The 26678-nt window shown below is 63.8% G+C and carries 27 protein-coding genes; 11 read left to right on the forward strand and 16 right to left on the reverse strand.

Translation table 11 applies throughout. The annotated features are described in order from the left end of the window. The first annotated feature begins 109 nt into the window (after positions 1-109). The gene (locus MKI88_RS07955) at positions 110-1528 is read left to right on the forward strand and encodes a DNA recombination protein RmuC (protein ID WP_241630564.1); all 1419 of its coding nucleotides are present in this window, start codon (positions 110-112) and stop codon (positions 1526-1528) included. Between the two features lie 154 nt (positions 1529-1682). Here the strand turns inward: MKI88_RS07955 and MKI88_RS07960 are convergent, their stop codons facing one another. From MKI88_RS07960 to MKI88_RS07995, 8 genes are read right to left on the reverse strand one after another with little or no spacing between them, the layout of a single operon-like run. Further along, complete coding sequence (locus MKI88_RS07960; protein WP_241630566.1) at positions 1683-2396, reverse strand: META domain-containing protein; 714 nt, start codon at positions 2394-2396, stop codon at positions 1683-1685. Positions 2397-2432: 36 nt separating this feature from the next. After that, positions 2433-3236: an RNA methyltransferase gene (locus tag MKI88_RS07965; RefSeq protein ID WP_241630569.1), complete on the reverse strand. Its 804-nt coding sequence runs from the start codon at positions 3234-3236 to the stop codon at positions 2433-2435. Between the two features lie 4 nt (positions 3237-3240). Continuing rightward, positions 3241-3513, reverse strand: a complete 273-nt coding sequence (locus tag MKI88_RS07970) for an HPr family phosphocarrier protein (protein WP_241630571.1) — start codon at positions 3511-3513, stop codon at positions 3241-3243. Then, positions 3510-3914 (reverse strand): PTS sugar transporter subunit IIA, encoded by a 405-nt coding sequence (locus tag MKI88_RS07975; protein ID WP_241630574.1) that lies wholly within the window; start codon positions 3912-3914, stop codon positions 3510-3512. The genes MKI88_RS07970 and MKI88_RS07975 overlap by 4 nt, the downstream gene beginning before the upstream one ends. 21 nt (positions 3915-3935) lie before the next feature. After that, entirely contained in the window at positions 3936-4862 is a 927-nt protein-coding gene (gene rapZ, locus MKI88_RS07980) for an RNase adapter RapZ (RefSeq protein WP_241630576.1), read from the reverse strand. Next, on the reverse strand, positions 4859-5299 hold the full coding sequence (locus tag MKI88_RS07985; protein WP_241630578.1) for an HPr kinase/phosphorylase: 441 nt from the start codon (positions 5297-5299) through the stop codon (positions 4859-4861). The genes rapZ and MKI88_RS07985 overlap by 4 nt, the downstream gene beginning before the upstream one ends. Before the next feature lie 3 nt (positions 5300-5302). Next, the gene (locus MKI88_RS07990; RefSeq protein ID WP_241630579.1) at positions 5303-6811 is read right to left on the reverse strand and encodes an ATP-binding protein; all 1509 of its coding nucleotides are present in this window, start codon (positions 6809-6811) and stop codon (positions 5303-5305) included. A gap of 34 nt (positions 6812-6845) precedes the next feature. Continuing rightward, positions 6846-7550 (reverse strand): response regulator transcription factor, encoded by a 705-nt coding sequence (locus tag MKI88_RS07995; RefSeq protein WP_241630582.1) that lies wholly within the window; start codon positions 7548-7550, stop codon positions 6846-6848. A gap of 179 nt (positions 7551-7729) precedes the next feature. On the opposite strand from MKI88_RS07995, the gene MKI88_RS08000 reads away from it, so the two are divergent. Together MKI88_RS08000 and MKI88_RS08005 are read left to right on the forward strand one after the other, a co-directional pair. Beyond that, a complete protein-coding gene (locus MKI88_RS08000) occupies positions 7730-9334 on the forward strand; it encodes a phosphoenolpyruvate carboxykinase (RefSeq protein WP_241630584.1) in 1605 nt (534 codons plus the stop codon). A 53-nt stretch (positions 9335-9387) separates the two neighbouring features. Then, complete coding sequence (locus tag MKI88_RS08005) at positions 9388-9861, forward strand: hypothetical protein (RefSeq protein WP_241630586.1); 474 nt, start codon at positions 9388-9390, stop codon at positions 9859-9861. On the opposite strand, the gene MKI88_RS08010 is transcribed toward MKI88_RS08005, so the two are convergent. The 3 genes from MKI88_RS08010 to MKI88_RS08020 are packed head-to-tail and all read right to left on the reverse strand — an operon-like array spanning position 9818 to position 11577. Beyond that, entirely contained in the window at positions 9818-10156 is a 339-nt protein-coding gene (locus tag MKI88_RS08010) for a hypothetical protein (protein WP_241630587.1), read from the reverse strand. The two genes, MKI88_RS08005 and MKI88_RS08010, sit on opposite strands and share 44 nt — an antisense overlap. Then, a complete protein-coding gene (locus MKI88_RS08015) occupies positions 10153-10599 on the reverse strand; it encodes an NfeD family protein (RefSeq protein ID WP_241630590.1) in 447 nt (148 codons plus the stop codon). The genes MKI88_RS08010 and MKI88_RS08015 overlap by 4 nt, the downstream gene beginning before the upstream one ends. A gap of 12 nt (positions 10600-10611) precedes the next feature. After that, positions 10612-11577 (reverse strand): SPFH domain-containing protein, encoded by a 966-nt coding sequence (locus MKI88_RS08020; protein ID WP_241630592.1) that lies wholly within the window; start codon positions 11575-11577, stop codon positions 10612-10614. Positions 11578-11686: 109 nt separating this feature from the next. On the opposite strand from MKI88_RS08020, the gene MKI88_RS08025 reads away from it, so the two are divergent. The 4 genes from MKI88_RS08025 (at position 11687) to MKI88_RS08040 (ending at position 16402) form a co-directional block, all read left to right on the forward strand. Next, a complete protein-coding gene (locus MKI88_RS08025) occupies positions 11687-13138 on the forward strand; it encodes a M20/M25/M40 family metallo-hydrolase (protein ID WP_241630594.1) in 1452 nt (483 codons plus the stop codon). Positions 13139-13208: 70 nt separating this feature from the next. After that, on the forward strand, positions 13209-14666 hold the full coding sequence (guaB, locus tag MKI88_RS08030) for an IMP dehydrogenase (RefSeq protein WP_241630595.1): 1458 nt from the start codon (positions 13209-13211) through the stop codon (positions 14664-14666). 9 nt (positions 14667-14675) lie between these two features. Beyond that, positions 14676-15854: an RsmB/NOP family class I SAM-dependent RNA methyltransferase gene (locus MKI88_RS08035; protein WP_241630598.1), complete on the forward strand. Its 1179-nt coding sequence runs from the start codon at positions 14676-14678 to the stop codon at positions 15852-15854. Between the two features lie 35 nt (positions 15855-15889). Beyond that, on the forward strand, positions 15890-16402 hold the full coding sequence (locus MKI88_RS08040; protein ID WP_241630601.1) for a hypothetical protein: 513 nt from the start codon (positions 15890-15892) through the stop codon (positions 16400-16402). 8 nt (positions 16403-16410) lie between these two features. Here MKI88_RS08040 and argJ read toward each other — a convergent pair whose 3' ends face one another. After that, positions 16411-17640 (reverse strand): bifunctional glutamate N-acetyltransferase/amino-acid acetyltransferase ArgJ, encoded by a 1230-nt coding sequence (gene argJ, locus MKI88_RS08045; protein ID WP_241630603.1) that lies wholly within the window; start codon positions 17638-17640, stop codon positions 16411-16413. 135 nt (positions 17641-17775) lie between these two features. Here argJ and MKI88_RS08050 point away from each other — a divergent pair, with 135 nt between their 5' ends. The 4 genes from MKI88_RS08050 (at position 17776) to mazG (ending at position 23179) form a co-directional block, all read left to right on the forward strand. Beyond that, a complete protein-coding gene (locus MKI88_RS08050) occupies positions 17776-18054 on the forward strand; it encodes a hypothetical protein (RefSeq protein WP_241630605.1) in 279 nt (92 codons plus the stop codon). Positions 18055-18168: 114 nt separating this feature from the next. Then, entirely contained in the window at positions 18169-20913 is a 2745-nt protein-coding gene (secA, locus tag MKI88_RS08055; RefSeq protein ID WP_241630606.1) for a preprotein translocase subunit SecA, read from the forward strand. A gap of 84 nt (positions 20914-20997) precedes the next feature. Then, complete coding sequence (locus MKI88_RS08060; RefSeq protein ID WP_241630608.1) at positions 20998-22272, forward strand: DUF4010 domain-containing protein; 1275 nt, start codon at positions 20998-21000, stop codon at positions 22270-22272. Between the two features lie 133 nt (positions 22273-22405). Further along, positions 22406-23179, forward strand: coding sequence for a nucleoside triphosphate pyrophosphohydrolase (gene mazG, locus MKI88_RS08065; protein ID WP_241630611.1), 774 nt, complete (start codon positions 22406-22408; stop codon positions 23177-23179). On the opposite strand, the gene MKI88_RS08070 is transcribed toward mazG, so the two are convergent. The 4 genes from MKI88_RS08070 to MKI88_RS08085 form a co-directional block, all read right to left on the reverse strand. Continuing rightward, positions 23154-23369, reverse strand: coding sequence for a DUF2093 domain-containing protein (locus tag MKI88_RS08070; protein WP_241630613.1), 216 nt, complete (start codon positions 23367-23369; stop codon positions 23154-23156). The two genes, mazG and MKI88_RS08070, sit on opposite strands and share 26 nt — an antisense overlap. Further along, complete coding sequence (hflX, locus tag MKI88_RS08075) at positions 23366-24667, reverse strand: GTPase HflX (RefSeq protein ID WP_241630615.1); 1302 nt, start codon at positions 24665-24667, stop codon at positions 23366-23368. The genes MKI88_RS08070 and hflX overlap by 4 nt, the downstream gene beginning before the upstream one ends. 3 nt (positions 24668-24670) lie before the next feature. Next, positions 24671-25171 carry an RNA chaperone Hfq gene (hfq, locus tag MKI88_RS08080; protein ID WP_241630618.1) on the reverse strand — a complete coding sequence of 167 codons (501 nt, stop codon included), beginning with the start codon at positions 25169-25171 and terminating at the stop codon, positions 24671-24673. Between the two features lie 115 nt (positions 25172-25286). After that, positions 25287-26675 carry a sigma-54 dependent transcriptional regulator gene (locus MKI88_RS08085; RefSeq protein ID WP_241630621.1) on the reverse strand — a complete coding sequence of 463 codons (1389 nt, stop codon included), beginning with the start codon at positions 26673-26675 and terminating at the stop codon, positions 25287-25289. Positions 26676-26678: the final 3 nt, after the last annotated feature.

Consider the following 26678-nt stretch of genomic DNA (forward strand, 5'->3'; position numbering starts at 1 on the left):
GACAAGCGCACGATGAACCGTGTTCACCGAAGAATTCAGGCGCCGCACCCGTTGCCAAGAGCGCTTCGAACGGGCAAAGGTTCGCATAATGTTCTTGTGGGATTGAGCGATGGAAACGCCCTTGGCGATGCTGTTTGTGGTTGTGGCACTGCTTGCGGGGCTGGGGATCGGCTGGTTCCTCGGGAGCCGGGGCACCTCGGCGGTGCGCGCCGAGCGCGACCTGCACCTCGACAATTTCCGCAAGGCGATCACCGATCTTGCCGGCGCCGAGGAACGCGCCAAGGCAGTGGCACCGCTCCAGCAGGCGCTTGCCGAGACATCCGCCGATCGTGAGGCCGCGCGCACCGAGGCCGCGGCGATGCGCGCCGCGCGTGACGCGCGCGAGCAGGCGCTGCATGACCAGATCAAGGCGTTGATCGAGGCCAAGGAGGCGCTTTCAGCGCAGTTCAGCGAGGTCGGGCAGAAGCTGTTGAGCGAAGCGCAGCGGCAGTTCCTCGAGCGCGCCGACCAGCGCTTCCACCAGGCCGGCGAAAAGAGCGAGGCACAGCTGAAGGCGCTGCTGACCCCCGTCGAGACCACGCTGAAACGCTATGAGGAAGGGCTGCAGCGCGTCGAGAAGGATCGCGTCGACAGCTATGCCGGGCTGCGCGAGGCGGTCGAGCAGGTGCGCGTGGGGCAGGGGCAGGTGAAGGACGAGGCGGCCCGGCTGGTCAATGCGCTGCGATCGAGCCCCAAGGCTCGAGGGCGCTGGGGCGAACAGTCGCTCCGAAACGTGCTCGAACAGGCGGGCCTTTCGCCGCACGCGGACTTCCGCACCGAGGTTTCGGTCGACACCGATGACGGACGTCTTCGGCCCGACGTCATCGTCCGGCTGCCAGGCGGGCGTGAACTCGTGATCGACGCCAAATGTTCGCTGAGCGCCTATCTCGACGCTTCCGAAGAAGTCGATGAAACAACGCGCCTCAACCATTTGAAATTGCATGCATCGTCTATCCGGAATCACGCCCGTCAGCTCGGTGAGAAAAGCTATTGGGAGCGCTTTGGCAAGGCGGCTGATTACGTCGTGATGTACATTCCCGGCGAGCATTTCCTCTCCGCGGCGCTCGAACAGGATGACGCGCTGTGGGAATGGGCCTTCGAGCGCCGCGTGCTGCTGGCGACGCCGACCAACCTCGTCGCGATCGCGCGAACCGTCGCCAGCGTCTGGCGGCAGGAAAAACTTGCCGAGGAAGCGCAGCAGATCGGCGCGCTCGGCAAGGAGATGTACGAGCGGCTGTCGGTTATGGCGGGGCATCTCAAACGCGTGGGAGGCGGGCTCAACAGCGCGGTCGACAACTACAACAAGTTTGTCGCCAGCTTTGAAGGACGCGTGCTTGTCACCGGCCGCAAGTTCCGCGATCTCAATGTGGAGACCGGCGCCAGGGACATCGAGGCGATCGAGAGTGTCGATACGCTCGCGCGTCAGCCCGCCGAACTCCTGCCGGCGCCTGATGAATTCGAGGAACGCAAGCAGGATGCCGCCGAATAGCGAGCCTTAGAGCGGCGTGCATGAATTTGGAATCAAAGACGGAGTACCCCGGCGAAGGCCGGGGTCCAGGGTGGTCGGTCTCAGTGCCCGTGACTCCTGGACCCCGGCCTTCGCCGGCGTACTCTGTAGCGCGTCAGATTAAGCGCACGATGCTCTAGATCGCGCGCTTCAGTACGACCTCGCTCCCGTCGCGACCGGAGATGATGAGCGTGTCGCCATCGCGATGGCTGACAGTGACCTCGCCGCCAAGGATCGCGAACAGCTTGTTTTCCAGGTCCATAGCGGGGCCGATGCACGCCATCTTGGTCGCCATCACCGGCGATATGACCAGCCGGTCACCCGTCTGCTTGTAACTCCCTGAAAAGCGATTGCAGCCGCTGCTGCCGCTCAGGCGATCCCCGGTGAACGCAAGTGTGGCGGGGCGGCTTCCCTGAACCGGGCTTCCCCCGACGCTTGTGATCGTCCAGTTCGTGCCGGCCAGCACCTGTGGCGGGATCGTGGCGCCGCCGCAGCCCTTTACCGTCTTGCCATCCGCGATCACCACGACGCTGTCAGGATAGACCCGGTCGCTCATCCCGTCATTGCACTGGGCATGCGTGACATCGACAACCAGCGTGTGTGCCTCGGTCTTTGCTTCATAGCGATGGCCGTTGAACGTCGTGCGCGGCTCGGGCCGCGGCGTCGAGATCCGCTTTTCGCCATAATCCCCCAGATACTCGATCTGATTCGGCGTGATCGTCACCGTCCAGCCCGGTTCGGTGCCCACTGCACGATAATTGTCGGCGGTCGGCGGTGCAGGATCCTTGGGGGGCGAGTTGGGGCTGCATGCGGCAAGCAGCGTGATGGCGAGCAGGGGAGCGCGTTTCATGTCGATTCAACAACGAACCCGCGCTTTGGTTCCTGCTCAGCGTCTTCGATTCTGATTGAGCAATTCATAGGCCATCACCGCTGTCGCCACCGCCGCGTTGAGGCTGTCAGCCTTTCCCATCATGGGCATTTTAACAAGAATATCACAATCTTTCTCATAGCTTGGAGGAAGACCCTGAGATTCGTTTCCAACGAGCAGGAAGGCGGGACTTTCATAGCGTGGCGCCTGATAGTCATGATCGGTGTTGAGGCTTGTCCCGATCAGTTGCCCCGGACCGCTGCGCAGCCAGGCAATGAAATCGGGCCAGCGCGCCGTTGCGATCTTCTGGGTGAAAAGGGCGCCCATGCTCGCGCGGACCGACTCGACCGAAAACGGGTCGACGCAATCGTCGACCAGGATCAGCCCGCCAGCGCCCACGGCGTCGCCCGTGCGCAGGATCGTGCCGAGATTGCCGGGATCGCGCAGCGACTGGGCGACGATCCAGATATCGGCCTGGCTCCGGTCGAGAGCCCTCAGCGGGACGATCCGTTCGGGGTAGACCCCGATGACGGTTTGCGGGTTTTCCTTGCCCGAGAGCTTGTGGAGGATGTCGGGGATCGTCTCGATGACGTCGCCGCCCGCTTCCTCGGTTGCGGTGACGAGCCGCTTCACGATCGGATGGTCCGCAGATTCGCGCGCGTAGAACAGCATTTCAGGCAGGAAGCCCGCTTCCTCGGCCTCGGCAAGAATGCGCAGCCCTTCGGCAAGAAACAGTCCCTCGCGCTTGCGGTGCTTCTTGTCGCGAAGACTGCGGACGCGCTTGATCAGCGGGTTGGAAAAGCCTGTGATTTCGCGCGGCACGCGCTCATTCCTCGCCGAACTTGGCCTCGACGAGCTCCGCGAGCAGCGTGACCGCCTGGTCGGCACCGTCGCCGCGCGCGCTGATCGTCACATGGTCGCCCATCGCGGCGCCCAGCATCATCAGCCCCATGATCGAAGTGCCAGTGACTTTCGAACCGTCCTTCTCGACCTCGATTGTCGCGCTCTGCTGGGCGGCGAGAGTCACGAACTTGGCGCTGGCGCGCGCGTGTAGTCCGCGCTTGTTGGTGATCTGGACCGTTCGCGAAACCCCGTTCAAACCGATTCCCCCAGAACCTCGGATGCAACGCTGATATATTTGCGACCGGCCTCGCGCGCGGCGGCGACGGCATCCTTGACGTTCATGGTGCGGCGCGCGCCCTCGAGGCGGATCAGCATCGGCAGGTTGATGCCGGCAATCACTTCGATATGGCCAGGCTTCATAAGGGAGATGGCGAGGTTCGACGGCGTGCCGCCAAACAGGTCGGTCAACAGGATCACGCCCGTGCCCGAATCGACATTGGCTATGGCGTCGGCGATGTCCTGACGTCGCAGGTCCATGTCATCGTCGGGGCCGATGCAGATCGGGGCGATGGCATCCTGCGGTCCTACCACATGCTCCATTGCGACGACGAATTCCTTCGCCAGAAGCCCATGGGTAACCAGCACCAAACCGATCATGAAACGTCCTGCATTCTTGATTTACGACCCATTGTCCGGACCTCCTTCCATAGCATCGGATGGAGTCGAGGCCAGATCACGGTGGGCGACCGTGGGCGAAAATCCTTCATAGCGCAACCGTTCCGCCACACGCTCGGCGACATGGACCGAACGATGTCTCCCTCCGGTACAGCCGAATGCGATGGTCAGATAGGATTTGCCTTCATGGCGGTAGCGCGGAAGCAGCAGCAGCAGCAACGACTCGATCTGGCGCAGCGCCTGATCATAGGCCGGATCCTGCGCCACATAGGCGCCAACGGGCTCGTCGAGGCCGCTCAACGGGCGCAGATCCTCCACCCAGTGCGGATTGCGCAGAAAGCGCATGTCGAAGACCAGGTCGGCGCTGCGCGGAACGCCGCGCGCGAAACCGAAGGACATGACCGTAAGCGTTGGTTCTTCAGCAGTCGCACCGCCAAACCGTGCGCGCAGTCGCTGCTGCAGTTCGTTCGAACTCGTCTCGGTGGTGTCGATGACATGCTCGGCCCAGTGCCTGAGCGGCCCCATCAGTTCGCGTTCACGCGCGATTCCGTCGGATACGGGCCGATCCTGGGCCATGGGGTGACGTCGACGCGTTTCGGAAAAACGGCGCTGAAGTTCGCTGCCGCTGCAATCGAGAAACAGCGTTTCGACGACGTGGCCATGAATCTCGCGCAACTGCTTGATGCGCATGATGATCCTGTCGGCATCGAAACCGCGCGTCCGGCTGTCGATGCCAAGCGCGAGCGGCCGATCGCTATCGGTTGTGCCCAATGCCTGCGGCGTCGCCAGCAGGCGATCAAGCAAGCCGAGTGGCAGGTTCTCGACCGCTTCCCAGCCGATATCCTCAAGGCAGTTCATCGCCACTGACTTGCCCGCACCCGACATGCCGGTGACGAGCAATATTCGCTTGGGTCGCGCGTTGTCGCTCATGCCGAGGCCGGCATTCCGATCTGGCGCAGCGCAAGTTCGACCTTTACGGGCGCCGATGCTTCCAGCCCGTTGAGCGCCACGACGGGCACCGCAACACCCGCGATCCTGCGCGTTACGTCGGACGCTGGAATCCGTTCGACCGGATCACCCAGCGTGACGACGATACCAACCGGGACATCCTCGACATTGCCCAGTTCGATGATGCCAAGCCCGCGCACCTCTATCTTGCCCGCGATATTGGGAGCGGCCGTGGCCAGCAATGCCGCCTTGTCACGCTTTACCAGCGTATAGTCGTCGCTGATGAGGCGCGCGCCGCGGTCGATCAGCCGCAGCGCCAGATCGGACTTGCCCGATCCCGAGCGGCCCTCGATCAGTACCGCACGACCGCCAATCTCGACGGAGGAGGCATGCAGCATTTCGGACGACAATGACGCCATGGACTAGTGCTCCGCGACTGGAAGGGTGACCACGAAGCGCGCTCCCCGGCGCGAATCGGGCCGATCATGAACCGTTATTGTGCCACTATGACCCTCGACAATGGTCTTGGCTATGGCAAGGCCAAGCCCCGAATGTCGCCCGAAACCGTCGCTTTCGGGTCGATCGCTGTGAAAGCGTCGGAAGATGGCGTCGCGCATGTCGGGCGGTACGCCCGGGCCTTCATCCTCCACTGTCAGCAAAATCGCGGCGTCGTCGCGCGTCGCATCAATGCGGACGAGCCCGCCGGGCGGCGAGAAGGATACGGCGTTATCGAGAAGATTCTCGACGACGCGCACCAGTTTGGAAGCGTCGCCGGGAACGACCGCGGTTCCTTTTCGCGGACGGGCAAAGGCGATGTGGACATCACCGTCAGTGCCCCGCTGCTCGCGTGACCTGAGCAGATGTTCGATCATCGGCCCAAGATCGACGGGTTCGAATGCAGCGCGCGACAATTGCGCGTCGAGCCTCGAAGCCTCGGCCACATCGGTGATCAGCCGGTCGAGGCGCAGCACGTCGTCGCGTACAATGTCCAGCAACTGCGCCTGGAGCGTCGGATCCTTCACCGACTGCAGGCTTTCCACCGCCGAACGCAGAGAAGCCAGCGGGTTCTTGAGCTCGTGCGTCACATCCGCTGCAAACGCCTCGATCGCGTCGATGCGGACATTGAGAGCGTGGCTCATGTCGGCCAGTGCTCGCGCCAGCATCCCGATCTCGTCGCGCCGCTCGGGCAGCCGCGGCACTTCGACATCACGCGCACGGCCGAGGCGAACGCGCACTGCAGCGCGTGCGAGGCGGCGCAGCGGTCGGACGATGGTACGGGCAAGGAACAATGAAAAGAGGATCGACACCAGGCTGACCGCCGCGATCACGAGACCGAGCCGGAACCGCTCGGCGCGGACGATCCGGGTGATGTCGCGCGTATTCTCGGTCAGGAGGAGCGCGCCGCGGTCCCCGGAGAGCGTGATTGCCGCAGACAGCATTGGCGTACGGTCGGGGGCATAGCGCACTCGCGTGACCGTCCGACGCTCAGCGCGGGCTGCGACGATTTCGGGCCATGCGGCCGCATTGTCGGTGCTGGGCTCGACGAAGCGTCCGAGCCGGTCGGCCCAGACAATCCGGTCGATGACGCGATCGAGAAAACGCGCGACATGGCGTTGCCATGCTTCGCTCGCGGGATCGCGCAGCTCGTAATTGGGCGGGCCAAGTTGCCAGCTGTCCGCAATCCGCACGCCGTCGCGATCGTAGAGGCGCAGGCGACCGTCGCTTTCCTGCGCGAACGCCAGGATCAGCGCGTCACGCGACGCAGGTCCCGCGATCGCTGTCGCCTTGGCCATCAGCTCGATTTCACGCGCCGCTTGCGCACTGCGTTCGTCGACCAGGCGCGAGCGATAGCTGTCCAGATAGAAGAAGCCGCCCGCCAGGAGCGCGAGCGCAAAGATGTTGACCGCAAGGATGCGGGGCGTGAGCGACAATCGCCCCGACCAGCGGAGCGAAAGATCGCTTTCGTCACTCTTCGGTGAAACGGTAGCCTCGGCCGTAAAGCGTGTCGATCGCGTCGAACTGGTCGTCGACCTGTCGGAACTTGCGGCGGAGGCGCTTGATATGACTGTCGATCGTGCGGTCGTCGACATACATGTCCTCCTGATAGGCTGCATCCATGAGCTGGTCGCGCGTCTTGACCACGCCCGGGCGGCGGGCAAGCGATTCGAGGATCAGGAATTCGGTCACGGTCAGCGTCACTTCCTGGCCGCCCCAACTCACCCGGTGGCGCGCAGGATCCATCTCCAGGCGCCCGCGGACCAGTAGTTCGACCTCTTCCTCCTCGGTGCCCGCGGGCTGCGCCGCAAGTTCGGTGCGCCTCAGGATGGCACGGATACGCGCGATCAGCAGCCGCTGCGAGAAGGGCTTCGAGATATAGTCGTCGGCGCCCATCGCGAGCCCCAGCGCCTCGTCGAGCTCGTCGTCCTTGGACGTGAGGAAAATGACGGGGAGGTTGCTCTTCTCGCGCAGCCGACGCAGTAGCTCGAGTCCGTCCATGCGCGGCATCTTGATGTCGAACACTGCGAGATCGGGCGGATTCTCCGTAAGCGCCTTCAGCGCATTCTCGCCATCGGTGTAGAGCCGCGTCACGAAGCCTTCGGCCTGGAGCGCGATCGACACCGACGTCAATATGTTACGGTCATCGTCGACGAGCGCGATGGTTGCGGACATGGACTGTGCTGCTCCCTTTGACCCCCTGCCGCTCTAAAACAACATATGAGCCGGGGCAAATCCCCCTGATAGCGTTGTCTTGTTGCACAAGGGACATGCTTCGATATGCGCCGGAATGAAGTTCAAGGCGCGCGCACACGGCGTTGCGTCACACCAGTCGGGTATTCAGGAGATACAAGGTGGCCGATAGCGCACCCAAATTCACGCTCGCTCAGCAGGGGATCGAATCCGGTGCCGAACTGCACTGGAACCTCGGTACGGCGCCGCTCGTGGAATTTGCGCTCAACCGCGGCGAGGGCACCTTGGCGAAAGATGGCCCGCTCGTCGTCGCCACGGGCAAGCACACCGGCCGTTCGGCCAAGGACAAGTTCATCGTTCGTGATGCCGAAACCGAGAACACCGTCTGGTGGGGCAAGACCAATGTCGGCATGACGCCTGAGCATTTCGCTGCGCTCAAGGCCGATTTCCTCAAGGCAGTCGCCGAGAAGAAGACGCTGTTCGTCCAGGACCTGTTCGGCGGCTCGCAGCCCGAGCATCGCGTCAAGGTGCGCGTGATCAACGAGTTGGCCTGGCACAATCTGTTCATCCGCACGCTGCTGGTCCGTCCTGAAGCCTCCGAGCTTGCTGATTTCGTGCCCGAATTCACGATCATCGATCTGCCGAGCTTCCGGGCCAACCCTGCACGCCACGGCACGCGTTCGGAAACCGTGATCGCGGTCAACTTCACCGAGAAGCTGATCCTGATCGGCGGCACCGCCTATGCGGGCGAGATGAAGAAGTCGGTGTTCGGCATCCTCAATTACAAGCTGCCGGTTGAAGGCATTATGCCGATGCACTGCTCGGCCAATATCGGTCCCAAGGGCGATACCGCGATCTTCTTCGGGCTTTCGGGCACGGGCAAGACCACGCTTTCGGCCGATGCCAGCCGCACGCTGATCGGCGACGACGAACATGGCTGGTCCGATACTGCGGTCTTCAACTTCGAGGGCGGCTGCTACGCCAAGATGATTCGCCTCTCGCCCGAGGCTGAGCCCGAAATCTACGCGACCACCAGGCGCTTCGGCACGGTGCTGGAAAATGTCGTGATCGATCCCGAAACGCGCGAACTCGACCTCGATGACAACAGCCTCGCCGAGAACAGCCGCGGTTCCTACCCGATCGACTTCATCCCGAATGCGTCGGAGCACAATATGGGCCCGGTGCCCAAGAACGTGATCATGCTGACCGCGGATGCCTATGGCGTGCTGCCCCCGATCGCGAAGCTGACGCCCGATCAGGCCATGTATCACTTTCTTTCGGGCTACACCGCGCGCGTCGCGGGCACCGAGATCGGCGTGACCGAGCCTGAAGCGACCTTTTCGACCTGCTTCGGCGCGCCCTTCATGCCGCGTCACCCGTCGGTTTACGGCAATCTGCTCAAGGAGCGGATCGCCAGGGGCGCGGTCGATTGCTGGCTGGTCAACACCGGATGGACGGGAGGCAAGGCCACGATGCCCGGCATCAGCCGCATGCCGATCAAGGCGACGCGTGCGCTGCTCAATGCCGCGCTCGACGGAAGCCTCAAGGACGCCGAGTTCCGCACCGATCCCAATTTCGGTTTCCAGGTGCCCGTGGCGGTGCCCGGCGTCGACAGCACGATCCTCGACCCGCGCTCGACCTGGGCCGACAAGGCGGATTACGACGCGACCGCGCAAAAACTGGTTCAACAATTCATCGACAATTTCGAGCAATTCGAAAGCCATGTCGACGAAGGTGTAAGGCAAGCGGCGCCCAAGGCCGCCTGAGAGTACGGAGAGGGGAATTTCCGGGCTCTCAGCAAAGAAATGAGAGCCCGGAAATGACTGAATACACGCCAAGACTGTTCGAGAACGACGACGCCATCCGCCATATCGGCGAGGGGCTGTTGGCCTGCACGCTGGCGCGCGCCGAATGGACGCACGAGGCGCATCTCGCGGCTTGCACCTGGCTGGTGCGCGAGCGCCCCGATATTCATGCCGAGAGCGCGCTGCCCGTGATCATCGCACGCTTCAACGAAAGCGTTGGCGGCGTGAATGACGATCATAACGGTTATCATGAGACGATCACGCAGTGCTTCGTGCGCGGCGTTCGGCTGCACCTCGAAGCGCATCCGGTCGAGGCGTCGCTCGTCGACCTGGTCAATGCGCTGCTGCTCTCGGAGAAGGGCGCGCGCGACTGGCCGTTGCGCTTCTACAGCCGCGAAAGGCTGTTCTCGGTCGCTGCGCGGAGAGGGTTTGTCGAGCCCGATCTCAGTCCGCTGCCGTGCCTCCGACGATCATCCGCCCCAGCATGACTTCATGATGCTCCACATGTTCAGGGCGTTCGAGAAGAAAGCGGTCGTCCTCTGGGTAATAGCGTGCGCGGCTGATGTCCTCGCCCGCAAAGCCCCTGATGGCCTCCAGCGATATCCACCAGCTGAGCGTCGTGACTTCGCTCGTGCCGTCGCCGAGGTCGCGCATCAGCATCTGGAATCCCAGATTGCCGTGCGTGTTGCGGTAATCGGCGCCGCCGGTGCCTTCGATGTAATGGACATAGGCATCGCGATCGGCGGTTCGAATCCGGCCGGTCCAGCGACGCAGAATGATCACGGCAGCGGTTCCACGGTCAGCCGGCCATTGGCGGCGCCCGTGACGCGCAGCCTCGTGCCGACGGCAGCATCGGCGCCGATCGCGGTCCAGACGCCGTCGGCGACGCGTACGCGCCCGGTGCCGCCGTCGATGGCCTCAACCACGGTGACGATTTCACCAATCAGCCGGGCCGTGCGGTCATTGAGCAACGGATCGCTCGTCTCGATCGGATTGAGTGCGAACCAGCGCCGCCCTGCATAGACCGCGGCGATCGCCAGCGTCGCGAAAACCGCGAACTGTGCGGGTTCGCCGATGCCCGTGAGCAGCGTGATCACGCCGGTCAGCAGCGCGGCAAGGCCGATCCAGATCAGGAAGAAGCCGGGCAGCAGGATCTCTGCCGTGCCCAGGATCGCGGCCAGGATCATCCAGATCCAGTGCGCTTCGAGCGGAAGCACGTCCAGCATCGCGTCCTCCTGTCAGGCCTGTTCGAAGGGGCCGGGGCGACGCGAACGGGCGGGCGGCGGGGTGCCGCCGTCATTTCCGCCCAGCGCTTCCTTGGCCAGTTCCCCGATTCCGCCGAGCGTGCCGATGAGCTGCGTCGCCTCCACCGGGAACAGGATCGTTTTGGCGTTGGGCGAAGTCGCGAACTGGCCGATCGCATCGACATATTTCTGCGCGACGAAATAGTTGATCGCTTGCGCGCTGCCCTTTTCGATCGCTTCGGACACCATCTGCGTCGCCTTGGCCTCTGCCTCTGCCGAGCGTTCACGCGCCTCTGCGTCTCGGAACGCTGCCTCGCGACGTCCCTCTGCCTCCAGGATCTGCGACTGCTTTTGCCCTTCGGCGCGCAGGATTTCAGACGCCCGGCTGCCCTCGGCCTCAAGGATCACTGCGCGCTTCTCGCGCTCGGCCTTCATCTGGCGGCCCATGGCGTTCACGATATCGGCCGGCGGGCGGATATCCTTCACCTCGACGCGCGTGATCTTGACGCCCCAGCTCGTCGTCGCGTGATCGACCACCGAGAGCAGCCGCGCGTTGATCTCGTCGCGCTTCGACAGCGTCTCGTCGAGGTCCATCGATCCCATCACGGTACGCAGGTTGGTCGTGGTGAGTTGCAGGATCGCGACATAAAGTTCGTAGACTTCATAGGCGGCCTTCGCCGGGTCGAGCACCTGGAAGAACACGACGCCGTCGACCGCGACCATCGCATTGTCCTTGGTGATGATTTCCTGGCCGGGGATATCCAGCACCTGCTCCATCATGTTGATCTTGCGTCCGACGCGATCGACGAAGGGCACGATCAGGTTGAAGCCGGGTGCGGCGGTATGGGTAAAGCGCCCGAAGCGCTCGATCGTGTAGATGTAACCCTGGCGCACCACGGTAACGCCCGCGAAGACGAAGGCGATCGCAAGCACCGCGACAATGATGAAGAACAGGCTCATTCAATCCCCCCGGACATGACGCTGCGGATACTGCCTTGAGATCACGCGCACGCCAAGCAGAATTGGGGAGGGGGTTGCGGGCGTCGAAATTCGCTGCCAATGGCCTGCGATGAAGTCATCGTTGATCGCGGGTCTGCTGCCGCTCCTGATCGCAGGCGCCCCTCCGGGGGATATCATCGCCGAAGCCAATCTGCGCGCGCATATCGCGGAACTTGCCAGCGATGCCTATGAGGGCAGGGCACCCGGCACCGAAGGCCAGACCAAAACGATTGCCTATATCGCCGAACAGTTCAGCAAAGCCGGCCTGATGTCCGCCGCCACCGATAGGCCATGGTTCCAGACGGTCGCACTGACAGAGCGCTCAGTAGCCGACGCATCTGCGTCCTTTTGGCACGAGGGTAATGCGATCGCGCTTGACCCAGACGACATCGCATTGCGCAGTTGGCAGCCGCGTTCGAGCGTGAAGGCCGCGCCCGTGATCTTCATGGGCTATGGCGTCGATGACGCGCTTCCCGATCCCGCGGGCAAGGTCGTGCTGCTGCTCCGTGACGCGCCCGCCGATCAGCCCGGGATGTCCGATTTTGCGGATCGCCGTAATGCGTTGCTCAGGCGCGGAGCGGTCGCCGTGATCGGCATAGCCGGTGGAGGATCGGCGTTTGAGTCGCTTCGCCGCGGCTATCGTCGTGGAGGGACGACACTTGCTTCCGCTGCCACACCGGGCATCGACGGCGTCATGACGCTTGATGCCGCGGCAGCGATCTTCCACGCCGCCGGAATCGAGATCGCCGCCGTCGTGGATGCGGCCGGCAAGCCCGACTTTGCGGGGCGGACCCTCGCAATTCAGAGCGATCTTGCGGTGGACATGAATGTCAGGCGCTACGAAAGCTTCAACGTCATCGGCAAGATCGCGGGCCGAGTGCCCGACAAGGGCGCGGTGCTCATCACGGGCCATTGGGACCATCTGGGCATTTGCCGTACAGAGGGCGAGAAGGATCGCACCTGCAACGGCGCGGTCGACAACGCGAGCGGGATCGCGCTGATGATCGAAGTCGCGCGCAAGCTGCGTTTCGGCCCGCGGCTCGATCGCGACATCTATTTCATTGCCACGACCGCCGAGGAAAAGGGGCTGCTCGGCGCGAGGGCCTTCGTCGAACGCCCCGTCGTCCCGCTCGATTCCATTCAAGCCGTGCTCAATGTCGACACGGTGGCGCTTGCGCCAAGGGGCACGCCGATCGCGGTCATCGGGCGCGGCGGCAAACTCGACGCGCCGGTCGCGCGGGCCGCCGCCCTCATGGGGCGCACCATCGACGGCGACGGCGATGCGGATGAGTATTTCGGTCGGCAGGATGGCGCGGTCTTCAGCGAAAAGGGCATTCCGGCCGTGATGCTCGTCAGCGCCTTCAGCGACAAGGCGCGGCTCGATGCCTATCTTTCAACGGCTTATCACGCACCCGGCGACGAGCTGACCGACGTGATCGAGCTTGGCGGCGCAGCCGAGGATGCGGCTTTTCACGTCGTGCTCGCGCGCATGCTCGCCAATCCGAAAGAATACAGCCGGTGAACCCACTTTCATCCCCCGCGCAGCTTGTTTACAGAGCCGCCCAACCCCCCGCCAAAGGAGTCTAGACCGCATGGACATCGCCCTCGGTCTCACATTCGACGACGTTCTGCTTCGCCCCGGCGAATCCGAAGTCCTGCCCAGTCAGGCCGATACGCGCACCCGCGTGACACGCGAGATCGGGCTCAACATCCCGATCCTGTCGTCGGCGATGGACACCGTCACCGAAGCGGACATGGCCATCGTAATGGCGCAGCTCGGCGGGATCGGGGTGCTCCACCGTAACCTGACGGTCGAGGAACAGGCTGATGCCGTGCGCGCGGTGAAGCGCTTCGAATCGGGCATGGTCGTCAATCCGATCACCATTGCGCCCGATCGCCCACTCGCCGAGGCACAGACGCTGATGACGCGGCACAGGATCTCGGGCATTCCGGTGGTGGAGGCCGGCGGCAAGCTCGTGGGCATCCTGACCAACCGCGACGTGCGTTTCGCCGAAAATCCCGGGCAGCCGATCTCCGAGCTGATGACCCACGAAAATCTCGCTACGGTGAAGATCGGTGTCAGCCAGGAGGAGGCGCGGCGCCACCTGCATCAGCGCCGGATCGAGAAGCTGCTCGTGGTCGACGACGCCTATCACTGCGTCGGCCTCATCACCGTCAAGGATATCGAAAAGGCCGTGAACTATCCCGATGCTACCAAGGACGGTTCGGGCCGTTTGCGCGTCGCCGCTGCGACCACTGTGGGCGACAAGGGGTTCGAGCGAACCGAGGCACTGATCGACGCCGAATGCGACCTGATCGTCGTCGATACCGCGCACGGCCATTCGAAGATGGTCTCGGCTGCGGTCGAGCGCATCAAGAAGCTCTCCAACTCGGTGCAGATCGTCGCGGGAAATGTCGCGACCGCCGAGGCGACGCGCGCGCTGATCGGCGCGGGCGCTGACGGTATCAAGGTCGGCATCGGCCCCGGCTCGATCTGCACCACGCGCGTCGTCGCTGGCGTCGGTGTACCGCAGCTTACCGCGGTGATGGAATCGGCGGAGGAAGCAGCGAAATCGGGCGTCCCCGTGATCGCCGATGGCGGCCTGCGCACTTCGGGCGATATCGCAAAGGCACTCGCGGCGGGTGCCGCCACCGTCATGGTCGGCTCGCTGCTCGCGGGGACCGAGGAGGCGCCGGGCGAAACCTTCCTTTATCAGGGGCGTGCCTATAAATCCTATCGCGGCATGGGCTCGGTGGGTGCGATGGCGCGCGGTTCGGCCGACCGCTATTTCCAGCAGGACATCAAGGACCAGCTCAAGCTCGTGCCCGAAGGCATCGAGGGGCAGGTGCCATACAAGGGCCCCGCAAAGGATGTGATTCACCAGCTCGTCGGCGGCGTGAAGGCGGCGATGGGCTATACCGGCGCGCGCACGATCGAAGAGCTGAAGCAGCGCGCTCGCTTCGTCCGCATCACCAATGCGGGGCTTCGCGAAAGCCATGTCCACGATGTCACGATCACGCGCGAGGCGCCCAACTATCCGACACGTTAAGGCCACGCGATGACACCCCAGGCGCGGGTCCAGGCCGCCATCGAGCTGCTCGACGAGATCATCGTCGCGGCGCGCGAGGGCGGCGCGGCGGCTGACACGATCATCGCGCGCTATTTCAAGACCCGACGCTATGCAGGGTCGAAAGACCGGCGCGCGGTGCGCGATCATGTCTATGCCGCGATCCGTCGCAGCGGCGATCGTCCGACCTCGGGCCGTGCCGCGATGATCGGGCTTGCGCGCGACGATACCGAACTCGTGGGGCTGTTCGACGGAGCCCCGCACGGACCAGCGCCGATCACTGCCGACGAGGCCGCGACGTCGGCGAACCCGGTGCCCTCATGGCTCGGCGCCTCAATCTCTGCGCTGGGCGACAATGAAGCCACTGCGCTTCTCGAACGCGCGCCGCTCGACCTGCGCGTCAATCGCCTCAAGGCGACGCGCGAGGCGGTCCTGGCGGAAATCCCCGAGGCGAGTGCAATGGCTCACAGCCGCGACGGAATCCGCCTTCCTGAAGGTTTCGCAGTCGAGTCGCACCCGCACTGGCTGGACGGCAGCATCGAGATTCAGGACGAAGGCAGCCAGCTCATCGCCGAAGTTTGCGGCGCCGTGCCGGGGATGACCATCGTGGATCTCTGCGCCGGGGCGGGCGGCAAGACGCTGGCGCTCGCTGCCGATATGGGCGGGGAAGGGCGCCTCATCGCGTGCGACACGGTGAAGTCGCGACTGGATCGCTTGCCGCCACGCGCCGCGCGCGCTGGCGCGACCGGGATCGAACTTCGCCTGCTCGACGGCGGTCGCGAACAGGAGAAGCTCGCGGATCTGGCGGGGCAGGCCGATATCGTGCTCGTCGATGCGCCGTGTTCGGGCACCGGTACGTGGCGACGGAACCCGGAGGCGCGCTGGCGGTTAACGTCGGAGCGATTGACCGCGCTCAATGCGCTTCAGGCGCGGATCATCGACCTTGCAGTGCCCCTTCTGCGTCCGGGAGGTGTGCTGGTCTACGCCGTCTGCTCGGTGCTCGACAGCGAAGGCAAGGATCAGGTGGCGGCGTTGCTCAAACGGCATTCATCCTTGACGCCCGAAAGAGCTTTGCCCCATGTTGGGCGTATATGGGGAGACGGAACACTGCTCACCCCGGCCAGGGATCAGACCGACGGATTTTTCGTCGCGAGGATCAGGCGGCCGTGACAGCCCCCACCCGTTCTCCCGCCTTGGAGATGATTATGCGTTATACGCCTGTGACATGCGCGCTCGCGCTGACCCTCGCCTGTTTTTCCAGCGGGGTTAATGGCCAGAAACCCGATGCCGAAATCGATCAGCGCTCGATCGAGCTGGTCCAGAAAGGCGAGGCGCTGGCCGCCACGGGCGACTATCAGGGCGCGAATGACGCGATCGAGAGCGCGCTGGTGCTCGATCCTCGCAATCGCGCCGCTTATGTCGCGCTCGCCAAGGTCGCGCAGAAGCAGGAACTCAACGGAAAGGCGATCCGCTTCTACCGCGAGGCTTTGAAGATCGAGCCCAATGACGTCAATGCGCTCGCAGGACAGGGCGAAGCCCTCGTCGCCAAGGGCGCGGTCGAGAAGGCCAAGGAAAACCTTGCCCGCATCGAAAAGCTCTGCGTTTCGCGCTGCGCCGAACAGATCGCGCTCTCCGCGACGATCGCGCGCGGGCCTGCGCCGCAGGTCCTTACCGCGAAAACGACAGCGCCGCAGCCCGGGGCCGCAAAGGCCGAGTAAATGCCCGGTCAGCTCCGGTAATCGGCGTTGATCGCGATATAGCCATGCGTCAGGTCGCACGTCCAAACGGTCGCGCGGCCTGATCCCAGCCCCAGATCGACGCCAATCTCGATCTCCTTGCCCTTCAGATGCGCCGCGACGGGTGCCTCGTCATAACCTTCGAGCGCAAGCCCGCCCTGGGCGACCTGCGTTGCACCGAAGCGGATGGCGAGCTGGTCGCGCTCGGCGGGCTCTCCCGCCTTGCCTACTGCCATGACGACGCGCCCCCAATTGGCGTCCTCACCCGCGATCGCGGTCTTCACCAGCGGGGAATTAGCCACCGACAGCGCGATCCGGTGCGCGCTGTCGTCGGAGACGGCTCCCTCGACCTGGATCTCGATGAATTTCGTCGCTCCCTCGCCATCGCGCACGACAAGGTGTGCGAGCTGGAGGCACATGTCGCTGAGCGCTGCCTGAAACGCGTCTGCGCCCGCATCGTCGGGGGAGGTGAGGGGCGTGTTGCCCGCCTTGCCCGTCGCGAAGGCGAGCACCGTGTCGCTCGTCGAGGTGTCGCTGTCGACCGTGATGCACGAAAAGCTGGTCCGGTTTGCGGCGGACAGCATCTTTTGCAACAGGACCGAATCGATCGCCGCATCGGTGAAGATGAAGCCGAGCATCGTTGCCATGTCGGGCGCGATCATCCCCGATCCCTTGACGATACCGACCAGATTGACGGTCTTGTCGCCGATCACCGCGCGCGTGAGCACGGCCTTGGGAAAGGTGTCGGTCGTCATGATCGTGGCGGCGGCCTGTTCCCAGTCGCAGGGTTCGGCATCGAATGCTGCATCAAGCCCGGCTTCGGCCTTGTCGATCGGAAGCGGCACGCCGATCACCCCCGTCGAGGCGATGAAGACGTCGGACGGCTGGCAATCGAGATGTCCCGCCACGCGCGCCGCGATCGCCTCGACAGCCGCGCGCCCGCGATTGCCGGTAAAGGCGTTGCTGTTGCCGGCATTGACGACAAGTGCCCGCGCCGCGCCCAGCCCCATTGCTGAGCGACACCATTCGACCTCGGGCGAGGGGCATTTGCTCTGCGTCGTGACGCCCGCAACCGCGGTGCCAGCCGCCAGTTCGACATAGGTCAGGTCGCAGCGGTCCCAGGTCTTGTATCGCGCACGCGCCACGCGCGGGATCACGCCCTGGATTGCCGGGAGATCGGGGAAGCGCTCGGGCGCAAGAGGGGAGCGGGTGGTTGTCATGGCGCGCGGTTATCGCAATATCGCAGCTCATGCAGCAGGCAATTTGCATCGCTGCGTTGCAAATGCCGCGTTTTGATTAGACGAAGCGCAACACAGTAACTATGTCGAAGGCCATCGACGCCACAGGAACGACCTTTGGAACTGCTGCTTTTCCTCTCTGCGCTGCTGACCGGCCTTACCGGAGTGATATCCGGCGAGCGCAAGGCAGAGCCTGCGCAGGTCCAGAGAAGCGCAGCCGAACTCGCCGTGAGCGTGGTGGCCGATATTTCGGTCGAGACCGTGGCGCCGGCGCTTCATGTGGCGGTCTTGCCGTTCGAGCCGCGCGCAATGCGGGCAAATGCACAGCCTTTCGAGGCTGACTATGCCGCCGTGCTGCAGGATCCCCGCCGCGTAAACGAGCGCAGGCTGGAATAGATCGCTTATCTGCGTCGCGCCGTGGCGCGCCGTTCCATAGCAACGCTTATAATCATGCGGCCCGCCGACATTGGTCGACGCGCCCGCTCCCAGATCGAAAAGACAGGAAAACCCATGCTCGGTGGCATTGCAAAGGCCATTTTCGGTTCGTCCAACGACCGTTACGTCAAGTCGCTCAACAAGATCGTGGCGGAGATCGCGGACTTCGAACCTCAGATGCAGGCGCTCAGCGACGATGAACTCGCGGCCCAGACCGTCCGCTTTCGCGCCCGGCTTGAAGATGGCGAAACGCTCGACCAGATCCTGCCAGAAGCCTTCGCCACGGTCCGTGAGGCCGCGGTGCGCGTGCTCGGTATGCGCCATTTCGACGTGCAGATGATCGGTGGCATCGTGCTCCACCGCGGCGAGATCGCCGAGATGCGCACGGGCGAGGGCAAGACACTGGTCGCGACGCTCGCGGTCTATCTGAATGCGCTGCCGGCCACTGGCGTCCATGTCGTTACGGTCAACGACTATCTGGCGCGCCGCGACGCCGACTGGATGGGACAGGTCTACCGCTTCCTCGGCCTCACCGTCGGCGTGATCGTTCCCAACCTGACCGATCAGCAGCGGCGTGACGCCTATGCTGCAGACATCACCTACGGCACCAACAACGAATTCGGCTTCGACTATCTTCGCGACAACATGAAGTACGAGCGCGGCCAGATGGTGCAGCGCCCCTTCGCGCATGCGATCGTCGACGAGGTCGATTCGATCCTGATCGACGAGGCGCGGACCCCGCTGATCATCTCCGGCCCGACCGACGACAAGTCGGAACTCTACAAGGCCGTCGACATTGTCGTGAAGCAGCTTGTCGCCCAGGATTACGAGGTCGACGAGAAGCAGAAGTCGATCATCCTGACCGAGGACGGCACCGAAAAGGCCGAGCGCATGCTCGAGTCGGCCGGGCTGCTCGAGGGCAGCAATCTCTACGACTATGAAAACACCCAGGTCGTCCACCACATGAACCAGGCGCTGCGCGCCAACGTCATCTTCAAGCGCGATACCGATTATATCGTGAAGGATGGCAAGGTGATCATCATCGACGAGTTCACCGGCCGCATGATGGACGGCCGCCGCTGGTCCGACGGGCTTCACCAGGCGGTCGAGGCCAAGGAAGGCGTGACGATCGAGCCCGAGAACCAGACGCTCGCCTCGATTACCTTCCAGAACTATTTCCGCATGTATCCCAAGCTTTCGGGCATGACGGGCACCGCCGCGACCGAGGCCGCCGAATTCTACGACATCTACAAGATGAATGTCGTCTCGATCCCGACCAACGTCCCCGTCAAGCGCATCGACGAGGAGGACGAGTTCTACAAGAACACGATCGACAAGTTCGGCGCGATCGCCAAGGCGATCAAGGAAAAAGCGGACGGTGGACAACCGGTGCTCGTCGGCACGGTCTCTATCGAGAAGTCCGAGCTGCTTTCGGAGTTCCTCAAGAAGGAGGGCGTCGAGCACAAGGTGCTCAATGCGCGCTATCACGAGATGGAGGCGCATATCGTGGCCCAAGCGGGTCGCGAAGGCGCGGTGACGATCGCGACCAACATGGCGGGCCGCGGCACCGACATTCAGCTTGGCGGCAACCTCGAATTCCGCGTGAATGACGAACTGGGCGAAATGCCTGAAGGCCCCGAGCGTGAGGCGGCGATCGAGCGCATCCGGCACGAGATCGAGGACGAAAAGGCGCGCGTGCTCGCCGCGGGCGGGCTGTTCGTGCTCGGCACCGAGCGTCACGAGAGCCGCCGCATCGACAACCAGCTGCGCGGCCGTTCAGGCCGTCAGGGCGATCCGGGCCTTTCGCGCTTTTACCTGTCGCTCGACGACGATCTGCTGCGCATCTTCGGCCCCGATACGATGTTCGCCAAGATGATGAACTCCAACCTCGCCGATGGCGAAGCGATCGGTTCGCGCTGGCTCTCCAAGGCGATCGAGACCGCGCAGAAGAAGGTCGAGGCGCGCAACTACGACATCCGCAAGCAGGTCGTCGAATATGACGACGTCATGAACGACCAGCGCAAGGTGATCTACGAGCAGCGCGCCGACATCATGGATGCCGAAACGGTCGACGACGTCGTCACCGACATGCGCGCCGAAACGGTCAACGGCCTCGTAGCGGACGCGTGCCCGCCCGAAACCTATCCCGAGCAATGGGATATCGAAGGGTTGAAACAGCGCGTTGCCGATGTGCTCAACATCGCCCCCGATATCGACGCCTGGACCAAAGAAGAAGCGGTCGATCCGGAAATGATCGAACAGCGCCTGCAGGAAATCGCGGACGCCGAGGTCGCAGCCAAGATCGCCGACATTCCGGCCGATAGCTGGGTGCAGGTGGAAAAGAGCATCCTGCTCCAGTCGCTCGATCATCACTGGAAGGACCATCTGGCGACGCTCGATGCGCTCCGTGCGGTGATCCATCTGCGCGCCTATGCGCAGAAGACGCCGATCAACGAGTATAAGCAGGAAGCCTTCGCCATGTTCGAGCGGATGCTGGGGGCAATCCGCGAGGACGTGACCAAGGTGATCGCGCATGCGCGCTTCCTTGCGCAGGATGAGCCGCCGCCGCTTCCCGAAATGCCCGATTTCGTTACCGAGCATGTCAGCATGCTCACGGGCCGCGACGATACCGACGATATCGACGCCGCGTCGCTGGGGCTGGTTACGACCCGGTTGCCAGCCATGCAGCCCGCGATGGTGAGTGCAGCTCCGATGTCCGACGAAGACCCGGCGGCATGGGAAGGCCGTGTCAGCCGCAACTCGCCTTGTCCCTGTGGTTCAGGGCGCAAGTACAAGCACTGCCACGGCGCGCTGCAATAAGCGCATTGCGGGCAGGGGCCTCCAGACTCCGTTTCCTGCCCGCAACGGTTGACGTCGGTTGCCCGCGCCGGAGATACTGGCGTCATGGACGAGCTTGAACTGTTCCAGCGCATGGCGCTCGCGATCGCGATTGGCGCGGTCGTCGGTACCGAGCGCCATTGGCGCGAGCGCGAGGAGAGGGAGGGGCAACGCACTGCGGGGATTCGCACCTTCACGCTGATCGGCCTGTTCGGTGGTGCGGCCGGTTTGATCGAATATTATCTGGCTGCGGGGACGCAGGCGCCTTCGGGCATTGTCCTCGCGGCCTTTTTCGTGACATTCACCGGCGCGTTCACGCTCTTTCAATATCGCGAATCCGTCGCCGAGGGGAGCCACAGCGTTACGTCGGTGGTGGCGGCGATGCTCGTTTTCGCGCTTGGAGCGCTGGCGGTGCTCGGGGACGTGTCGCTGGCATCGGCGGGGGGCGTTGTGCTGCTCGTCATCCTGGCGAGCCGCGAATTTCTCCATCGCCTCATGCGTCGACTGCGCTGGGCCGAGTTGCGTTCAGCGATCATACTGCTCGCGCTCACCTTCGTGCTGCTTCCGATCGTTCCGGATGAGCATTTCGGACCATTTGGCGGCATCTCACCCGCACGAATCCTCGTGCTTGTCATCATCCTCGCGTCGATTTCGTTCTGCGGCTATCTCGCCGTCCGCCTGCTTGGCTCCTCGCGGGGTGAACTGGTGGCTGGGCTCGTGGGAGGCCTCGTCTCGTCGACAGCGGTAACCATCACCAACGCGCGCCGATCGGGTTCGGACGATGCTGCAATCGCAGCGCTTTCAGCGGGCGCGATCGGCGCGGGCGCGATATCCTTTTTCCGCACCGCGATCCTCGCGGCGACGCTGGCACCGGCATTGGCCACCGAATTGCTGCCGGGGTTGCTGAGCGGAGGCGCGATGATGGTCGGCTATGCGGCAATGCTCGCGCGTCGGGGCGCCCGCGAGCACCCCGAACAGGAACCGAAAAATCCGTTCGAACTCGGCGCGGTGATCCAGATGGCGCTTCTGCTCGTCGCCGTGGCCTTTCTGGCGCAGGCCGCGAGCCGGATCTTCGGCGATGCCGGGGTGATAGCCGTTTCAGCGCTCTCGGGACTGGCGGATGTCGACGCGGCGACAGTAACCGTCGCGGGCATGATGGATTCGATACAACTGCGGATCGGCGCGATTGCGATCGGCGCGGCCTTGGTCAGCAACATGGTTGCCAAGGCGGCATACGCTACCATGCTCGGATCCGCGCGATTCTATGTCCACATCTGGAGTGCTTCGCTTGTCGCGCTCTCCGTGGCGGCGCTCTGCCAGCTGGGAGCGAGTTTGGCGTGACATGCCCCCGTCAAACCCTGCGGGGGAACGTAGCGCGCGCCACTCTCGGGGGCCATAAGGGTAGTCCCGAACATATCTGCAATTAACATAATGTATATTATCGGACTTACTCATGCAGGAGCGAGCATCATTCATGATATCCCCCCTCGTTGAAATCATGGCGCGATTGCGCGACCCCGAAACGGGTTGCCCCTGGGACGTCCAGCAGGATTTCGGCACGATTGCCCCCTATACGATCGAGGAAGCGCACGAGGTCGCCGATGCGATCGCGCGCGGCGACATGGCCGATCTCAAGGACGAACTCGGTGACCTGCTCCTCCAGGTCGTGTTCCATTCGCGCATGGCCGAGGAAGCCGGGCATTTTTCCATCGGCGATGTCGTTCAGGCGATTTGTGACAAGATGATCCGCCGGCACCCGCATGTCTTCGGCAATTCTGATGCCGACACCGGCCTCGCGGTGCGCGGCAACTGGGAAGCGATCAAGGCGGCCGAGCGCGACCAGAAGGAAGACAAGAGCGCGATGGCGCATGTCGCACTGGGCTTGCCCGCGCTGATGCGCGCCGAAAAACTTCAGCGGCGCGCGGCAAGGACCGGATTCGACTGGCCGGACCCATCGGGAGCGCGTGTCAAGATCGACGAGGAACTCGCTGAAATAGAAGCGGAACAAACGCCGAATGCGCTGGAGAACGAGTTTGGTGACCTGCTCTTCGCCTGCGTCAACTGGGCGCGCCATCTCGGCGTTGATCCCGAAGCCGCGCTGCGCCGCGCCAACCGCAAGTTCGAAGCGCGCTTTCGTGCGATGGAAGGCTTTGCCGGCGACGCTTTTGCCGCGCTCTCCCTCGACGAGAAGGAAGAATTATGGTCGCGCGCCAAGCGCGAGCTTACGCGCCCCGTGGATGCCGCCTGAGCCATGCCTCGACCGCCTCGGCCGCACTGATATAGGCTTCCTGCGCCTCGACGCTCCAATAGGTCAGCTCTTCCAGCGGGATGGGCTGACCCGTCATCGCGCAGAGGACGAAATCCCCGGGCGTGACGATGTCATATTCGGGTGTGTCGTAGTGAAGCACGGCAAGGCGCGGCTGTGGCGCCGCGCTCATTGGCGCGCCTCGTAGCGACCCCAGTCGCTGTCGGACATGCGCACTTCGAAGCGGATCAGGTCCCCCTCCTCGACGCGCTCGATCACCTCGCCATTGGCGTGCAGCCAGGCGATCGCTGCACCGTCGTCGTGCGGCACACGCACCGTCCGGATGCGATTGCGCTGGGTCAGTTGCGCGGCGACCGTCGCGCGGAGATCTCCGACCCCCTCCCCGCCGAGCGCGGAAAGTATCGCGACATCCTCGCGGCGCGCGGCTTCGCCGAGAAGTTCCGCGCGCGCGTCGCCAGCGACAAGGTCGAACTTGTTCCATGCCTCGATGACGGGAACACCGTCCGCGCCGGTGATGTCGATGCCGATCTCGGCAAGCACCTGCTCGACGTCGGACTTCTGTTCTTCGCTGTCGGGATGCGCGATGTCGCGGACGTGGATGATGATGTCCGCCGCAATCACCTCCTCGAGCGTCGCGCGAAAGGCGGCGACGAGCTGCGTGGGCAGGTCGGAGACGAACCCCACAGTGTCGGACAGGATTGCCTTGTCGATCCCCGGCAGCCGGATCTGGCGCATCGTCGGGTCGAGCGTCGCGAAAAGCAGGTCTTCCGCCATGACGTCAGCACCCGTCATGCGATTGAAAAGCGTTGATTTTCCTGCGTTTGTGTACCCCACCAGTGCAATCACCGGCCAGGGCGCGCGCTTGCGACGGTCGCGGTGCAGCCCACGCGTGCGGCTGACCTCGGCGAGCTCGCGGCGGAGCCTGGCCATGCGGTCGCGGATCATCCGGCGGTCGGCCTCGATCTGGGTTTCGCCGGGACCACCGAGAAAGCCGAAGCCGCCGCGCTGGCGCTCGAGGTGGGTCCAGCTGCGGACCAACCTGCCCGCCTGATAATCGAGATGCGCCAGTTCGACCTGCAGGCGCCCTTCGGCGGTCGCGGCGCGCTCGCCGAAGATTTCGAGGATCAGCCCGGTACGGTCGATCACCTTGGCCTTGAGCTTGTCCTCGAGGTTGCGTTGCTGGACGGGAGTCACCGCCGCATCGACGATGACGAGCTCAGCCTCGTCCTGCTGGACGGCAACCGCGAGTTGCTCGACCTGACCGCTGCCGAACAGCGTGGCCGGTTTTGGCTGGCGCAGACGGAACTGCACTTTCCCGACGACGTCGATGCCGATCGCCTCGGCAAGCCCCGCCGCCTCCTCGAGGCGCGCGGCTGCGTCCCGCCCGGAACCGCCGGTATCGGGCAAGGCGACGATGGCCCGGGCGCCGCGCGCCAGGCCATCGTCTTCACCGCGCTGGAAGACCGCCATGGTTCAGTCCGCGTCGTCTCCGCTCTCTTCGGCGAGGTTGAGCGGATTGGCAGGCTGCACGGTCGAAATCGCGTGCTTGTAGACGAGCTGCGAAAGCCCGTCGCGCTGGAGGAGCATGCAGAAAAGATCGAATGCGACGATCTCGCCCTGCAACATGACACCGTTGACGAGGAACATTGTCACGGGATCGCCCGATTTGTGGACGGCGTTCAGGAACACTTCCTGAAGCGACTTCGATTTTCCGCGTCCCTCGTTGAACGCGGCCTCGATGGGGGAAAGGTCGATCGCGCCCGCAGGCATCACCGTCGAAATCGCGTGCTTGTAGACCAGCTGCGACTGGCCATCGCGACGAAGCAGCACCGAGAAATTGTCGAACCAGGTAATGATCCCCTGAAGCTTGACGCCTTTTACGAGGAACATCGTCACGGGGGTCTTCGAGCGTCGCAGGGTATTAAGGAAGATATCCTGAAGATTGTTGGTCTTCGCGCTGTTTTTGTCTGGCATTGGCTACCATTCCTTTTTTCTTGGCGGATCGTGGTCCGCATTCGCCTGTTAGCACAGGCATGGCCGGGGGCGTTCTATTTAGGTGTTTTGGGCCGTCACGTCCACCGATGGGGGATTATTCCTCACCATCATGTTTCGCGTCGGCCATGCCGAGCAGCTTGAGCTTGCGGTGCAGCGCCGAGCGTTCCATCCCGATAAAGGTCGCGGTACGCGAGATATTTCCCGAAAAACGGCGGATCTGGATTCTCAGATATTCGCGTTCGAACGTCTCGCGTGCTTCGCGCAGCGGCGCCCCCATGATCGCCGAGGCGGCGTTGCCTACGCCCGATTCCCCCTGGTTCCCCATCACCTCCGGCGGCAGCATGTCGAGGTCGATCTGGCCGATCCGGTCGCCGGGTGCGAGGATGATGGTGCGTTCGACGACATTGCGAATCTGGCGGACATTGCCCGGCCAGTCATAGGCCTGCAGCGCCGCGATCGCGTCGGTCGCGACGACGGGCGTGCGGACGCGCCGCTCATTGGCGTAGCGCGCAACGAAATGCTCGATCAGCGCCGGAATATCCTCTCGCCGTTCGGCGAGTGGCGGCAAATGCACGGGCACGACGTTGAGACGGTAATAGAGGTCCTCGCGGAATCGTCCGGCCGCAATCTCGGCGGGAAGTTCGCGCGAAGTGACCGAGACGACGCGCAGCTCGACCTTGACCATGCGCTGCCCACCCACGCGCGTGAAACTCTGGTCGGTCAGCACGCGCAGGATCTTCGCCTGGGTGGTAAGCGGCATGTCGGCGATCTCGTCGAGGAACAGGGTCCCGCCATGCGCCTGTTCGAGCAGCCCCGGACGAACGAGCTCGCCGCCCTCCTCTACCCCGAACAGCTCTTCCTCGACACGATCGGGGCTCATCATCGCGGCGCCCACGACGATGAAGGGCGCGGTCGCACGGTTGCTCCATTTGTGGAGCAGGCGCGCCGCGACCTCTTTGCCGACGCCGGCGGGACCCGTCAGCAGTACTCGGCTTCCGGTTGCCGCCACACGCTTCAGCGTGGCCCGCACCGCGTTGATCGACGCCGAATTGCCCGTCAGTTCCTCTTCCCGCCCCATCTGCGCCTTCAGCGAGGCGTTTTCCTGTCGCAGCAGTTCGGTTTCGGTGGCGCGCGAGACGAGGTGAAGGAGCTGCGCTGCCTCGAAGGGCTTTTCGATGAAATCGACCGCGCCGCGCCGGATTGCGGCAACTGCGGTGTCCAGATTGCCGTGGCCCGACATCATCAGCACCGGGAGCGACGGATCGCGCTGCTTGATTTCGTCGAGCAGTTCGAGCCCGTCGAGCCGCGAGCCCTGCAGCCAGACGTCGAGCAGAACCAGCGAGGGGCGCCGATCGGCGATCGCCTCGAGCGCGGAATCGCTCCCGCCCGCACTGCGCGCGGCATAGCCTTCATCTTCCAGCACACCCGAGACAAGGTCGCGGATATCCTGCTCGTCATCGACTATCAGAATGTCTAGCGCCATGGT

The organism is Sphingomonas sp. LaA6.9 (genome assembly GCF_022601895.1).
In the GTDB taxonomy this organism is placed as follows: Bacteria; Pseudomonadota; Alphaproteobacteria; order Sphingomonadales; family Sphingomonadaceae; genus Sphingobium_A.

Excerpts from the sequence above, each read along its gene's own strand:
- MKI88_RS07955 (WP_241630564.1), top strand. The coding sequence starts at position 110 with ATGGAAACGCCCTTGGCGATGCTGTTTGTGGTTGTGGCACTGCTTGCG.
- MKI88_RS07960 (WP_241630566.1), bottom strand. The coding sequence starts at position 2,396 with ATGAAACGCGCTCCCCTGCTCGCCATCACGCTGCTTGCCGCATGCAGC.
- MKI88_RS07975 (WP_241630574.1), bottom strand. The coding sequence starts at position 3,914 with ATGATCGGTTTGGTGCTGGTTACCCATGGGCTTCTGGCGAAGGAATTC.
- rapZ (WP_241630576.1), bottom strand. The coding sequence starts at position 4,862 with ATGAGCGACAACGCGCGACCCAAGCGAATATTGCTCGTCACCGGCATG.
- MKI88_RS07985 (WP_241630578.1), bottom strand. The coding sequence starts at position 5,299 with ATGGCGTCATTGTCGTCCGAAATGCTGCATGCCTCCTCCGTCGAGATT.
- MKI88_RS07995 (WP_241630582.1), bottom strand. The coding sequence starts at position 7,550 with ATGTCCGCAACCATCGCGCTCGTCGACGATGACCGTAACATATTGACG.
- MKI88_RS08005 (WP_241630586.1), top strand. The coding sequence starts at position 9,388 with ATGACTGAATACACGCCAAGACTGTTCGAGAACGACGACGCCATCCGC.
- MKI88_RS08015 (WP_241630590.1), bottom strand. The coding sequence starts at position 10,599 with ATGCTGGACGTGCTTCCGCTCGAAGCGCACTGGATCTGGATGATCCTG.
- MKI88_RS08020 (WP_241630592.1), bottom strand. The coding sequence starts at position 11,577 with ATGAGCCTGTTCTTCATCATTGTCGCGGTGCTTGCGATCGCCTTCGTC.
- MKI88_RS08025 (WP_241630594.1), top strand. The coding sequence starts at position 11,687 with ATGAAGTCATCGTTGATCGCGGGTCTGCTGCCGCTCCTGATCGCAGGC.
- guaB (WP_241630595.1), top strand. The coding sequence starts at position 13,209 with ATGGACATCGCCCTCGGTCTCACATTCGACGACGTTCTGCTTCGCCCC.
- MKI88_RS08035 (WP_241630598.1), top strand. The coding sequence starts at position 14,676 with ATGACACCCCAGGCGCGGGTCCAGGCCGCCATCGAGCTGCTCGACGAG.
- MKI88_RS08040 (WP_241630601.1), top strand. The coding sequence starts at position 15,890 with ATGCGTTATACGCCTGTGACATGCGCGCTCGCGCTGACCCTCGCCTGT.
- argJ (WP_241630603.1), bottom strand. The coding sequence starts at position 17,640 with ATGACAACCACCCGCTCCCCTCTTGCGCCCGAGCGCTTCCCCGATCTC.
- secA (WP_241630606.1), top strand. The coding sequence starts at position 18,169 with ATGCTCGGTGGCATTGCAAAGGCCATTTTCGGTTCGTCCAACGACCGT.
- MKI88_RS08060 (WP_241630608.1), top strand. The coding sequence starts at position 20,998 with ATGGACGAGCTTGAACTGTTCCAGCGCATGGCGCTCGCGATCGCGATT.
- mazG (WP_241630611.1), top strand. The coding sequence starts at position 22,406 with ATGATATCCCCCCTCGTTGAAATCATGGCGCGATTGCGCGACCCCGAA.
- MKI88_RS08070 (WP_241630613.1), bottom strand. The coding sequence starts at position 23,369 with ATGAGCGCGGCGCCACAGCCGCGCCTTGCCGTGCTTCACTACGACACA.
- hflX (WP_241630615.1), bottom strand. The coding sequence starts at position 24,667 with ATGGCGGTCTTCCAGCGCGGTGAAGACGATGGCCTGGCGCGCGGCGCC.
- hfq (WP_241630618.1), bottom strand. The coding sequence starts at position 25,171 with ATGCCAGACAAAAACAGCGCGAAGACCAACAATCTTCAGGATATCTTC.
- MKI88_RS08085 (WP_241630621.1), bottom strand. The coding sequence starts at position 26,675 with ATGGCGCTAGACATTCTGATAGTCGATGACGAGCAGGATATCCGCGAC.